This window comes from Leisingera methylohalidivorans DSM 14336 (assembly GCF_000511355.1).
Lineage (GTDB): Bacteria > Pseudomonadota > Alphaproteobacteria > Rhodobacterales > Rhodobacteraceae > Leisingera > Leisingera methylohalidivorans.
On the sequence record NC_023135.1, the window covers coordinates 3,363,351 to 3,376,187 of the forward strand.

Here is a 12,837-nt window from a genome sequence, read left to right on the forward strand (position 1 = left end):
CAGGGCTGCCGCACGCCTATTCATCGGACACCACGATCGTGTAGGCACCCAGTTCCGGCCGCAGTTTCGGGGACCGGTTCTCGACCTCGATCCGGACCGGACCGGTAGCGTCGAATTGAACCGGGCCATTGTTGCCCCGTCCGATCCTCTTGCCGCTTGCCGCGTCATAAACCGTCAGGCGGAATTTCGGCGCCCCCTCGCGGTAAGCAAGCGATGCGGTCAGCCGCGCGGGGGCTTCCGGCTCGTGATGCCAGACATCCTTCACGTCTTCATATCCGAAATTCCCCTCAGCGGTTCCGCCTGACCCGACTCGGGCCACGTCCTCGCCGTCAGGCACCGCGCCGGCATCTCCGTTTCCGCCATCGCCAAAGGGAACGATCGTCACCTCGAGCAAGCTTTCCGGCGGCAGCCGCCGGTAGGCGTCGCCAAGTCCGAAGATCATCCCTCCACCGGTCGTGTCCACGAAAGTTGCCTCCACCGGGGTTCCCGGAATACCCACCTCCCGGGCGGACTGCGCCGCTGTGGGCCGACCATCCGGGTAGCGCGTCTCGATGGTCAGCGCTGCCGGCGCCGCGCTGGACTCCCTTGGCCCCTCCGCCGTGTCGACATATTGCCAGGATTGGATCAGCCCTCTGATCACCGCGCGGTGGCCCTCCTGCATGGCGACCCGGTAATACCGGAACTCGCCCGGCTCCAGCAGTTCACCGACTGTGTAGATGCCTGGCGAAATCAGGGTGGCGGTTTCAGGTGTCGGGCCGCCCCGCACCGGGTTCGAGCAGCTCGGGGCGATGCGTTCTGTCTTCTCGGCCACCACGGAGACCAGCTCCTTGAGCACACGTTTCAACCCGGGGCCGTCCTCCGCATCAAGGTACCCGGTGCCGCCGGCAACCGCCACGGCCTCCAGCTCCCGACGCTGGGAGAGATCAAGGTCATAGCCCACGACGTAAGTATTCACGCCTATCCCCGCTTCCGCGAGGGCGGCAGCCTCGGCCACGGGGTCGCCGCCGCAGGTTTCCTCCCCATCCGAGATCAGCACGGCGACCCGGCGGCTGGCCTCGGCAGCTTGCAAACGCTCGCCAGCAGCCCGCAAGGAGGCACCCAGCGGCGTGTAGCCATAGGGCCTCAGCCCTTCGGCAACGCGGGCGATCCGCCACCCATTGTTCGGGCCGAAGGGCACGACTTCCGCCGTGTTGGGGCAGCTCGCTTCTTGCGTCTTGGGAAGGCTCCCATCAAAGCCATAAGCGTGCAGGGAAGACACCGCATTCACGCCATCTAGTGCCTGCACCGCCTCGCCAAGCGCCTCCTTGGCGATTTCCATCTTGCTGCGGCCGTCCTGATGCCCGGCCATGGAGCCGCTGGCGTCGAGCACGAAGGCGATAGCAACCGGATCGTCCGGAATGACCGGGCCGTCGCTGACTATCCCATTCGTGTAGTCAAGCAGCTTGCGCGACAGCGCGTCGAAGGCAGGACACTGATCAATTCCCGTGTTGACATGTGCTAGAACCGCGTCCGATCCTGAGTTTCTGGGCCGGAGCGCAGCGGCATCAATGCTCACATCCGCGCCTTCCTTGGCAACAGGCAGCGGCTGGCCGCGGGGCGGCTGTGCTCCTAAACCGTCGCCGTCGCCGCTTTCGGCAACAGGCAAGGCTTCGTCGATCATCGGTCCGCCGGGCTCGGCAGCACCGTCCGGTTCGGACCAGAGACGAAACACGCCGCCCGAGGCCAGCGCCAGTTCCGACAGTTCATGCAGATCCTCTGCTGCGCCCATCGCGACGACATCGATCCGGACCGTGTCCGGGGCTGTTTCTGCGACCCACAAAGGGTCATCTTCGCAGCTCGACAACGTATCAGCGAAGTAGATCACCCGCCCGCCACCGAGCGCTGTCAGATCTGCCACCGCTTGCCTCAAAGCAGCGGCGGGCGCAGTCTGATGTCCATCGGCTGATAGCCGGGCAGCGTAGCGGCCGATGGCGTCCGGGGTCAGTTCTCTGCCCAAAGACACCACGGTCTCGTGGGCGGCGCAGTCTGTTCCGACATCTCCTGAAACACCGGTTGAAGCCAAACGGAGGGATACATCGGTTCTGCCTTCCAGGGCGAAGGTGTTTGCCGATAGAAAGCCGGAAACCAACCCGGCTTTCGGAGCTTCCGAGAAGGCCCATTTTCCCGGCCGCCCTTCCTGATCATAAAGGATCACGACCGGCTCATCAGTCGTGATCTCCAAAGAGAGAGCCGCTGTTGCAGCCATGCTGCTCACCAGGAGGCCCGTAAGAAGGGGCTTGAAAGCCCTTTGGAAAGGAAGAAGCGAGACAGTCCACACCATGGGTACAGACAGTAAATACCTTTTTGGCAGGATTTTGTCCTGAGTGCGGCAAATTCCGCAACGATGCAGATGAAGTCCGCAGCTTCCATCGCCACTCCATGCGGACGCTGTGGGTGAATTCGGCCGGCCGCAGCCCAAAGCGGCCGTAGACAAGGGGCGCCGTGCCAAAGATGCTGCCGGTGCGAAAATCCATGGTTACTTGCCCGGAAGCGGACCCTCGGCAGGGCCAAGCTGCCCCATGTGATGCTGCGCACGGCGCAGATGTCAGCGAAGCGCAGATAGTGACCTTTGCAAAGTCTTGGGGTCTGCTAGGCAGTCGGCGGTCCTACGCTGCACGGGCACTGCGAAAAGGCTGACGTTCGCCGCAGGTGCATCAACCAGCTATGCGCGAATGGCAGCTGCGCCCAGCGAATGAGAGGAGCCGCCTACTTTGGCCGCTCCTATGGTCGCACTTCGACTGCAGGTCAAAACTGTACTTCTTGGTCGGTGCGCTGTCCGGGAGATCTACTAGGCGAGCTAAGTGGCCGCGGCACAAATCTGGGTCAGTATGAGTGTTGGCGAGGCGAGCGCATTAAAGAGGCTTCTACAATCGCCATCGGCGTAAATGTGTGCAGTTTTTTACTCTTACTAACTCTTACCGATTTACACTTTACAAACTGAGTTATACTAAGTATCAGGCGGTATGAGCTGTTATGGAGGGGCGCTATGAATGCTACCGAACGGAAAGAGGCTATCTTGAAAATGCTGCCGGATGCTAAGCTATTGCGGCGGCACGCTGGCAGATACGAGGTGGAATTGGACAGCAAACACTGCCTGTTGGTGGTCAACACCGTTCACGGATCAGTGCAGTTCATGGCCGAATCTGGGGATGCTGATGCAGACATCCCTGCATTGGAAGGTGTAGACTATTGCCTGATGGCAACTGGCAGAGATGTTGATAGCCTGTCAGCTTGGCTAGTGCCGGTGCCCCGGCTGATAGCGCACATTAAGAAGCAGCATGAGGCTTGGCTTGCAGAAAAACCTGAACGTAGCAGAGACAACAGGATGCGTACTGTGAAACCCCTCGACGTTTACTTTGCTGACTGCCAGTTCAACCTCGAGACAACCTCGCAAAGAGCCCCCGAAACGATGACGCCGGACCAGGCCCGCCAAGGCTTGGCGGTGCATTTTGGGGTGGATCCGTCAAAAATTCGAATAAGTGTTGACGTCTGAAACCAAACAGATTGCTGCTGTTATAGTAACGGGCTTCTATCCTACTAGGCCTTCTAGTAATTCTGGATACTCCGCGCCTCGTGTCAAAACCGGTGACTTGCGCAACCAGCGACACGTTCACTATAAACGTCGCGCAAATTCGTGCTACGAGCCCGTGGCCCAATTGGTCAGCATTGCTATTTGGTTTGTCCCGCGAATTGAAAACCGGCCAATCGAGTAATACGTGGCATCCGAAAATTTACGGTTCTCTATCGCTATGCGGCGGTACAGAACCGTGAAACAAGAACCAACCTGCTCCTGCCGACCGTGACCGACTAAAGCCAGCCCGAACCAGACTTCCGACCTGCCTCTCAGCCGTGGCGAGTACTCCCGCAGGGAGGGCGGGAACTGGACATTCGCTGCATTTGACATTGACGGCTGCTCTGCGGAAACTTCTGCCGTTCACGCCGCCGCAAACCAGTAAGTTTTTGCCTGGAATAGCTTGAGAAGTCGTTTCGCTCGGTTCGCCAAGAAGCCCATGGCACTTCTGTCTTAATCAAGCGGTGCGTATCGACGTCAGTCCTCTTGCGTGTCCACGAACATCCGGTCTTTGGCGGCGGTGATGTGGTGGCGCATTGTCGCTTGTGCCACTTCGGGCTGTTTCAGGCGGATCGCCTCGAGCACTGCGCGGTGCTCTGCCAACACCAGCTCTTGCCGGTCGGGGGCGTCGAGCAGGGTCAGCGAACGCGACAACTTAACGCCATAGGCAATTTGATCGCTCAGGGATTCCAGTACCGACGAAAAAAACGGGTTCTTGGTTGCGTGGGCGATTGCCAAATGCAGGCTTTGATCAGCGTCTACGCCCAAGGCGTTCTGCTGATAGGTCTGCTCCATCAGCCGATAGGCCGCATCCATCGCCGCCAAGTCGTCGTCGTCGCGCCGCCGCGCCGCCCAGGCGGCCGCCGCGCCTTCGACATCGATGCGAAACTCGTAGCAACGTTGAACATCCGAGACTGATTCAAGTGGCACGAAGCTGATCAACTCGCGGTCGGGACGGCGCAGCACGTAGCTCCCCGAGCCGCGGCGCGATTGCACGATGCCATCGTCCCGCAGCCGCGAAAGCGCACCACGCACGATCGGTCGCGAAACACCAAAACTTTCAGCCAGCATCTCTTCGGTGGGCAACCGACTGTGAACTGGGTATTCCTCCTCGAGGATTTTAGTTAGCAGCTGATCGTATACCTGATCTGACAGTGATGGTCGCCTTGTCTCTGTCAAAGTAGTCTCCTTGCTTGTGGATCGGGCGCGCGCGTAGCGCCTTTTATAAACTGAGTTTGATTAAAATACAGGAGCGGCGCGCGCGGCTACAATAGGTGCGAACGCCCCCTTGGAAAGGGGGCGGCCAGAGAACTGAAGGCTACTCGGTCTTGACAGCCGCAAGCGGCTTTGCCGGATTGCGGATCACCAAAAAGTAGACAAACACCAGCGTCAGCGCGACAAAGAAGAGGCTGTCGGGGTTGGTAAAAAAGGTCGTCGGATCGCCGTTCGACAATGCCAGAGAGCGCCGCAGGAATTCTTCCAGATTTGGCCCAAGGATATAGCCCAGGAGCATGGTGATCACCGGAAAGCCATTGCGCCGCAGATAGAAGGCCAGAACCCCCATGCCAAGCGCCATGAACATTTGGAAGGTCGAATAGGTTGCTACATAACTGCCCACTACAGCCAGAAGCGCGATCACGGCATAAAGCACATCCTTGCGCACTGAGACGATCTTAATGAAATACGGCCCGATCAGCCAGAGGGTTAGGGGGATCAACACCACAGCACTGAACAGCAGGGCGGCCAACATAGGAGCAATCAGCCCGGCCTGATCAGCCATCAACTGCGGCCCCGGTTGAATGCCGTTGATCACCAGAACGCCCAGCATGATCGCAGTGATCGGATCGCCGGGAATACCAAAGGTCAGCATCGGCACCATGGCCCCTCCACAGACCGCGTTGTTGGCGCTCTCCGACGCAGCGATTCCCTTTGGGTTGCCCTTGCCAAACGTCTCCGGTTCGGTCGAGGTGCGTACGGTTTCAGTATAGGCCAGGAACGACCCCATCGAGCCTCCCGCACCCGGTAAAGTGCCGACGAAATAGCCGATCAGGCAGGATTTGAAGTAGCAGCCAAAGCCGATCTTGCGGATATCCGACAAGGGGGGCAGGAAATCACGACGGCGGATCTTAACCTTACTGGCGGCAGCGGCAGCGGCGATGACATCTGTGCGCGCGCTTGCTTGGGTCAGCACCTCGGCAATGGCAAAGGTGCCGATGATCACCGGCATCAGGTCGATCCCGGCGGTCAGGCTGGAATAGCCATAGGTGAAGCGGGTGATCGGCTCCATCGCGTCAAGCCCGACAGTGGCCAGCATCAGACCGATACAAGCGGCCAGCCCGGCCTGAGGAATGCGACCGCGTTGCGCGATCACCACAACGATCAACGCGAAGGCCAAGAGGGAAAACTTGCCTGTGGTCTTTACCAAAAGCGACAGTTCGGCCACGAACGGTGCGAGTGCGATCAACAAAAGCGCGCCCACTGCCCCTCCGAACATTGAGCCCATCGCCGCATGACCAAGAGCCAGCGCGCCTTTGCCTTGTTGTTGCATCGGGTAACCGTCGAGCGCGGTCATCATAGAGGACGGCGCGCCGGGAATGTTGATCGTGGTGGCGGTGATCGATCCGCCGCACATGCCAGCCATATAAATGCTGGCGCAAGCCATCAGCGCGGTTTCGACGCTGAGTGAATAGGTCAGCGGCAACAGCAGCGCCATTGCCAGCGTCGCAGTCAGGCCCGGAATGGCGGCAAAGACCGTGCCGATCACAAAGCCGAGGATCACGTAAGTGAAGTTGACCGGATCGGCCAGCAGGGAGAAGCTGCTGAAAACGAGAACGATGAAATCCATGACTTACCCCCACAGCGTCGGGAGGCGGACCCCGAACAATTGTTGAAACATAACAAAGGCAACCCCGACAATTGCGGCCGAGATGATGGCCTTTAGGACCAGCTTTTCGAACTTCGAAAAAAGCAGGATCAGCGCAAAGACGAACAGGCCAGACGACAGGAAATAGCCCAGCGGTTTGAACGCGACGATGTAAAAGAAAATCGCCACCACCACCCAGACATGGGTGTAGCGCGGCATCTCGTCCACTGGCGCGACCTCTGGCTCGGCCCGCAGCGCCTGCACGATAAGGATGCTGCAGAACACAATCGCCGCACCGCCCACAAGGATCGGAAAGAAGGCAGGTGTCAGCCCATTCTCGGCAATCGGGGCGCCTAAACTCAGGGCCGTAACCAAATAACCAACAGACACTGCGAGAGTGACATACAGAAATACCATTTGCCTGTTTAAGAGCATCGTCTTCTCCCGGGGCGGGTGTGAAAGGGGCCTTGGCGCAAGGCGGCTGTTGTTGCCGCGGGTCGGTTGAGAGGACTGACCCCGCGCATGACCCCGGTGCAGGAAAAAATCGGCGGTTGGCCAGCGACGACGTCCTAAGCGTCGCTGCCCTCGCCGGGGACCTGTCTTCGGACACAAGGGCCAAAGACATGGTGGGCATAGCGGCTTACAGTTCCAGGTCGTCCATCAGCGTGAACGTCTTGGTCTGCAACTCGTCGATCCAGGAGATAACCCCGTCCGAACCCAACCAGTCAGCGGTCACGCCGATCTGCGCCAGCCAGTCTTGGAACTCAGCGCTGTCATAGGCCGCCTTGAAGGTGGTCTCCAGAGTTTCGACCGCATCATCCGGCGTGTTGGCCGGGGCCGCGAGCACGATGAAGCTGCCGGTCTGCAGGTCATGGCCCTTGGATTTCAGCGTCGGTACATCGGTGTAGGTGGCGTTCTGGATCGAGGTCAGCTCGACCACGCCCTTGGCATCGCCGGAGGCCAGGATTCCGCTGAAGTCGCCAAGGCTCGAGATTGCCGCATCCAGCTCGCCCGAGAGCAGCGCTTCGGCTTCAGCACTGGACGAGCCCGCATAGGTGATGACGTTGAAATCCACGTCGAGCAGTTTTTCCAGCTGCATCACCGAGAGGTAGGGGCCAGAGCCCTTGGGGGCCACTCCGACACGCACTTGGCCGGGGTTTTCCTTGGCGCGGGCAATCAGATCTTCGTAGTTTTCGATGCCCGAATGCTTAGAGACGACGATGGCGTCGGCCTCAGAGGTGATGCGCGCGATCGGCTTCATGTTGTCGAGCGAATAGCCCGGCACCATCTCACCGCGCGGCAGGGTGATGACGCTGTCATAGGTCAACACGCCGACGGTGTGTCCATCGGGGCGCGCGTTGGTCATCTGGATTAGCCCGGTGGCGGTGACCGCACCGGCGATGTTTTCCACGTAGATGGATTTCGGCAGATCCTGCTCGGCGATGTTGCTGATTTTGCGCGAGATCGCGTCTGCGCCGCCACCTGCGGGCCAAGGTACGATTAGGCGAATATCGCGGGTCGGGAAATCCGCCGCGGCAACAGATGTGCCAAAGATAGCCGCGCCAAGCGCAGCGCCAAGTGTGGTTTTCAAGCTTTTGTAAAACATAGATCTGTTCCTCCTCTACAGATGTCGTGTGCCAAACAGGTCTGGCGTCTTGCGTGCGCCGACAGGTCCGGAAAAGCTGTGCTTTGCCGGTTCGGCATCATAAATGTTGGTCAGTGTTGTCGTAAGGGAGCTGCGCTATGAGGCCGGAAAAGCTGGCTACTAACGGCCGCGCCAGGCTCCGATAGCTAAGGGCGCACTATGCGCGCTCTGCCCCGGCTCTGCCTTGCGCTTGGAAACACAGGTGGCTGTGCCTCCGATGCAACTGATACGATCCTCCCCTTTTTCATTTCGGCATATTGCTTCACCAAAGTTTCGCCAACTGGGGCGAGGTCGTTGAAGCTTCGATCACATTAGGCAGACAATTTTTACAAATCAACACAAATTTCACACCCAAAGGCTATTATATGCTCAAGAGTTCCCAAAATTTGTTCATTTGGCATACACATTTTGTGAAGGTCGGCTAATTCGTGCCTGCAGGCGGCGCGATCTGTAATAATTGTAAACTCAACAACCCGAAAGGGGCCGGAACAGCCCGCCGATACAGGACGGCGGGCTGTTTTGAGCAATCGACCGTCAGTCTGCCTGAAGATCGGCAGGCAGCAGCGCCACGGGCAGGTTTTGGTAGCAGACCGGCCGCAGGAACCGTCGAATCGACAGGGTGCCGACGGATGTTGCGCCAAAGTTGGTCGACGCCGGATAGGGACCGCCATGTACCATCGTATCAGCCACTTCGACCCCGGTGGGGAAACCATTGGCCAACACGCGTCCGGCCATCTGCTCAAGCACCGGCAAGAGCGCGCGCGCAAGATCGAAATCGCCCTCGTCCATTTGCAACGTCGCAGTCAGCTGACCCTTAAAGTTGGCTGCAACAACCTGCATCTGCTCCGCGTCCTTGACCCGGATCACCAAACCCAGCGGGCCAAACACCTCTTCTGACAGCTCTTCGTTGGCCATCCAGTCTTCGGCCGGGACGTCAAACAGATACGGTGCGGCAGAGCGGCCTTCGCAGGTGCTGGTCAACAGCGATTTCACGCCCGCCGCCTCCGATACGCGGCGCGCACCGCTGCGGTAGGCGTCAGCCATGCCATCGGTCAGCATGGTTTGCGCGGCGACAGCTTTGAGGCCTTCGCTGGCGGCGTTCACAAATGCGTCAGCCTCAGGCCCATCCATTACAATGGCGATGCCGGGGTTGGTGCAGAATTGGCCGGCGCCTATGGTCAGACTTGCAGCCCAGCCCGTGCCAAGATCAGCACCGCGCGCGGTGGCGGCCTCTGGCAGCACGAACATCGGGTTAACGCTGCCCAGCTCACCGAAGAACGGGATCGGCTCGGGGCGCTTGGCGCAAAGGTCAAACAGCGCGCGCCCGCCGCCCAAGCTGCCGGTGAAGCCGACGGCTTTGATGCGGGGATCGGTGACAAGCGCTTCGCCCACCGCGCGGGTGCCGCCCTGCACGAGGCTGAAGATGCCGCCGTCCATGCCCAGCTTGGCCAGCGCCGCAACGATGGCGTCGCCGACAATTTCGCCGGTGCCGGGGTGCGCGCCGTGGCCTTTGACCACAACAGGGCAGCCTGCCGCCAGCGCCGCAGCGGTATCGCCGCCAGCGGTGGAGAAGGCCAGCGGGAAGTTCGAGGCGCCAAAGACCGCAACCGGGCCAATCGGGCGCTGCATCATCCGCAGATCGGGACGCGGCAGCGGCTGACGGTCCGGCAATGCGGTGTCATGGCGGCGGTCAAGATAAGCACCGTCGCGGATGTGGGTTGCAAACAGGCGCAGCTGGCCGGTGGTGCGGCCGCGCTCGCCTTGAAGGCGCGCTTCGGGCAGACCGGTTTCGGCGCTGCCGATTTCGGTGATCTCGTCGCCGCGTGCGTCGATCTCATCGGCAATGGTTTCAAGCAGAACCGCACGTTCTTCGCGGGTGGTGGCGGCAAAGCCGGAGAAAGCCGCATGCGCTGCTGCACAGGCTTCGGCTACCAGCTCGGGCGAACCCGCTGAGAACTCAAAGGCGTTGCCGCTGGCCGGAGCAGAAGATAATTTTCCCTCAGCGCTCACGCGCTCGCCAGCAATTAGGTGATCGCCGTGTGGGGTAAATGTCATGTCTATCGTCCTGTCTTTTCGCGCCACGCGTTAAATTTCACGATGTTCTCGTTGTCGGTTCCCGGATAAAGTCCGATAATCCCCGCGCCATCGTTGACCTGCTCGAGTACAAAATCTTCATAGGCCTCCATCTCTGTGCATTCCGCAGCGACCTCATCAGAGAGATGGGCCGGAATCACCATGACGCCATCGCCATCGCCCAGCATTACGTCGCCGGGAAAGACTGCCGCATCGCCGCAAGAAATTGGCACATTGAGGTCGATCGCCTCGTGCAGGGTCAGGTTCGTGGGGGCCGAAGGGCGGGCGAAATAGGCCGGCATGTCAAGCGCGCCTATTCCCGCCGCATCCCGCACACCGCCGTCCGAGACCACACCCTCTACACCGCGCTGTTGCAGGCGGGTAACAAGGATCGAGCCGGCTGTGGCGGCACGGCAGTCCTTGCGCGCGTCCATCACCAGCACATGGCCCTTGGGGCAAGTCTCGACGGCAACGCGCTGTTTGTGGTCGCGGTCGCGGAACACCGTGATCGGGTTTCGATCTTCGCGCGCCGGAATGTAGCGCAGGGTAAAGGCCTGACCTACCATGGTTACCGGCTTGCGTCCGACCGGCGTAACCCCCTGCACGAACTGATTGCGCAGTCCTCGTTTATAGAGCGCGGTGGCCACGGAAGCGGTAGACACCTTACGTAATTTGTCACGCGTTTCATCGGACAGGATATAATCGTTCATTGTTTTTTCCCATGGTGTGGCGTTTGCAGCCTTTGGCGAAGCAGGCTTTGCAAATCTCTTCTCCAGCCCGTCGTGGCGGTACGGCGCCGGTTCCGGACCATGCAAAGAAATCCAAACCGTTCCTCCAAAAGCATTGCACCCTCAGCTACACGTTGGGGGAAAATGTGTCAACATTTGTAAGGTTATTTGGTGATGGCCCCCCATTGGGTGTCATAATTGATGAAATCAACGTTACTAATAGTTACAACAACATGTAAAAGGCGATTTCCAGTGTTGTGAAGCTGCCGAACACGACTAATTGCAGCGCAGTCTACTGAAGCCGGCTTTCGCCCCTATCGCACCAGCCGTTCAAGCGGCCTCAGACCAGACCTTAGTTGCGGACGGCATCACGGTCTGATTTGGTGAAGGTTTTCTGATGCGGGCCGCGGCGTGGGGGTGCGGCTTGGCGCGACATCGGCCCGCGTTGGAAAACCTCCCAAGGTGGAAGCCGCGGGGCTCTTGGGGCTGTCTATGGGGAAAGAGCGCTGACGGCGGGGTCTGCGGCTGGAGCCGGCGGCCAAGCCGGAGGCATTCCGATGCTGGTTGGGATGCACTTAACGGGGACCTCCGGACAATTTCTGCGACGAAAGCGGCGTTTCGGCGTGGTTCTGAGCTTGCAGGATAGTACAGGCGTAAATGGATACAGCCGGGCCGCAGCGGATGCCCGATGTTCACAGTACCGGAATGACGGGCGTTTCGTCATGCCGCCTCCTTCCGCGGTGGCGCGCGCGACCGGGGTTTTTGCCCGCGCCGGAAGATCTCGATGATATGCATTGTTCCGCCACAGCAGGGGCATGGCTCACGCAGGGTGAGCGGGAGAACCTCGGCGGCTTCTGGCGGTTCTTGACCCGGGCACCTTGCCCCGAGCAGGGCACGGCACCGGGCGATGTTGGCCTTGCGCTGCGCTGAGGCGAGCAAGCCGTAGTGCCGGATGCGATGAAATCCACCGGGCAGGACGTGGATCAGGAAGCGGCGGATGAACTCGGGCGTGGCCAAACGCATGACTTTCTGCCTGTCGCCGCGCTTGATCCTGTAGTCCTTCCAACGGAATGCCACGGTGCCCGCATCGGAGCTGACGAGGCGGCGGTTCGAGATGGCCACCCTGTGGGTGTACCGGCTGAGATAGGCGAGCACGGCTTCCGGGCCTCCGAAGGGCGGTTTGGCATAGACCACCCATTCGGACTTGCGCAAAGGAGCCAGCCACTCTGCGAAGGCATCAGCCTGCGCCAGCGGTTCCAGGCCGCTGAAGAAGGCCAGCTCCCCGGCGCGGTGAAGCGCCATCAGCCCCTCCAGAAACAGCCGCCGGAACAAGCGCGACAGGACCCGCACATGCAGGAAGAATCCGGGCTTGCAGGCAATCCATCTCGCGCCGTCCAGAGACAGGCCGCCACCGGGAACGATCATATGGATGTGGGGGTGATGGGTCAGCGCCGATCCCCAGGTATGCAGCACGCTGGTCATGCCCACCCGTGCGCCAAGGCGCTTGGGGTCCGCTGCGATGGTCATGACCGTTTGTGCCGACGCCCGGAACAGCAGACCGTGGACCGCCCGCTTGTTCCAGGAGGCGATCCGGGCGATCTCTGCCGGCAGGGTAAAGACCACGTGGAAATACTCCACGGGCAGCAGATCCTCGGCGCGGGCTTCCATCCAGTCGCGCGCTGCTGGCCCTTGGCACTTCGGGCAGTGCCGGTTCTTGCAGGAATTGTAGGCGATGTGGCGATGGCCGCATTTGGCGCACCCGGCCACGTGCCCGCCGAGCGCTTCGGTCCGGCAGGCTTCGATTGCCGACATCACCTTGAGCTGGGTCAGGCTGACATTCCCTGCATTGGCCCGCCGCCACCCGGGACCATGGGCACGGAATATATCAGCAATCTCCAGCCCCGGGCGGGACACCCCG

General features: G+C 60.4%; 9 protein-coding genes. 1 reads left to right on the forward strand and 8 read right to left on the reverse strand.

Annotation, left to right across the window (positions count from 1 at the left end):
- Nucleotides 1–16: 16 nt before the first annotated feature.
- The gene (locus tag METH_RS16445) at nucleotides 17–2,245 is read right to left on the reverse strand and encodes a vWA domain-containing protein (RefSeq protein WP_044008468.1); all 2,229 of its coding nucleotides are present in this window, start codon (nucleotides 2,243–2,245) and stop codon (nucleotides 17–19) included.
- 780 nt (nucleotides 2,246–3,025) lie between these two features.
- On the opposite strand from METH_RS16445, the gene METH_RS16450 reads away from it, so the two are divergent.
- A complete protein-coding gene (locus METH_RS16450) occupies nucleotides 3,026–3,532 on the forward strand; it encodes a hypothetical protein (RefSeq protein ID WP_024091605.1) in 507 nt (168 codons plus the stop codon).
- Nucleotides 3,533–4,087: 555 nt separating this feature from the next.
- On the opposite strand, the gene METH_RS16455 is transcribed toward METH_RS16450, so the two are convergent.
- The 7 genes from METH_RS16455 to METH_RS16485 all read right to left on the reverse strand — a co-directional run bounded on the left by METH_RS16455 (nucleotide 4,088) and on the right by METH_RS16485 (nucleotide 12,833).
- Nucleotides 4,088–4,789 (reverse strand): FadR/GntR family transcriptional regulator, encoded by a 702-nt coding sequence (locus METH_RS16455; protein ID WP_024091606.1) that lies wholly within the window; start codon nucleotides 4,787–4,789, stop codon nucleotides 4,088–4,090.
- Nucleotides 4,790–4,928: 139 nt separating this feature from the next.
- On the reverse strand, nucleotides 4,929–6,455 hold the full coding sequence (locus METH_RS16460; RefSeq protein ID WP_024091607.1) for a tripartite tricarboxylate transporter permease: 1,527 nt from the start codon (nucleotides 6,453–6,455) through the stop codon (nucleotides 4,929–4,931).
- Between the two features lie 3 nt (nucleotides 6,456–6,458).
- Entirely contained in the window at nucleotides 6,459–6,890 is a 432-nt protein-coding gene (locus METH_RS16465; protein WP_245602910.1) for a tripartite tricarboxylate transporter TctB family protein, read from the reverse strand.
- A 223-nt stretch (nucleotides 6,891–7,113) separates the two neighbouring features.
- A complete protein-coding gene (locus tag METH_RS16470; RefSeq protein WP_024091609.1) occupies nucleotides 7,114–8,079 on the reverse strand; it encodes a Bug family tripartite tricarboxylate transporter substrate binding protein in 966 nt (321 codons plus the stop codon).
- Nucleotides 8,080–8,652: 573 nt separating this feature from the next.
- Nucleotides 8,653–10,173, reverse strand: a complete 1,521-nt coding sequence (locus tag METH_RS16475; protein ID WP_024091610.1) for an aldehyde dehydrogenase (NADP(+)) — start codon at nucleotides 10,171–10,173, stop codon at nucleotides 8,653–8,655.
- 2 nt (nucleotides 10,174–10,175) lie between these two features.
- Complete coding sequence (locus tag METH_RS16480; RefSeq protein ID WP_024091611.1) at nucleotides 10,176–10,901, reverse strand: ribonuclease activity regulator RraA; 726 nt, start codon at nucleotides 10,899–10,901, stop codon at nucleotides 10,176–10,178.
- Between the two features lie 738 nt (nucleotides 10,902–11,639).
- A complete protein-coding gene (locus METH_RS16485) occupies nucleotides 11,640–12,833 on the reverse strand; it encodes an IS91 family transposase (protein WP_024091612.1) in 1,194 nt (397 codons plus the stop codon).
- Nucleotides 12,834–12,837: the final 4 nt, after the last annotated feature.

Excerpts from the sequence above, each read along its gene's own strand:
- METH_RS16445 (WP_044008468.1), bottom strand. The coding sequence starts at position 2,245 with ATGGCTGCAACAGCGGCTCTCTCTTTGGAGATCACGACTGATGAGCCG.
- METH_RS16450 (WP_024091605.1), top strand. The coding sequence starts at position 3,026 with ATGAATGCTACCGAACGGAAAGAGGCTATCTTGAAAATGCTGCCGGAT.
- METH_RS16460 (WP_024091607.1), bottom strand. The coding sequence starts at position 6,455 with ATGGATTTCATCGTTCTCGTTTTCAGCAGCTTCTCCCTGCTGGCCGAT.
- METH_RS16465 (WP_245602910.1), bottom strand. The coding sequence starts at position 6,890 with ATGGTATTTCTGTATGTCACTCTCGCAGTGTCTGTTGGTTATTTGGTT.
- METH_RS16470 (WP_024091609.1), bottom strand. The coding sequence starts at position 8,079 with ATGTTTTACAAAAGCTTGAAAACCACACTTGGCGCTGCGCTTGGCGCG.
- METH_RS16475 (WP_024091610.1), bottom strand. The coding sequence starts at position 10,173 with ATGACATTTACCCCACACGGCGATCACCTAATTGCTGGCGAGCGCGTG.
- METH_RS16480 (WP_024091611.1), bottom strand. The coding sequence starts at position 10,901 with ATGAACGATTATATCCTGTCCGATGAAACGCGTGACAAATTACGTAAG.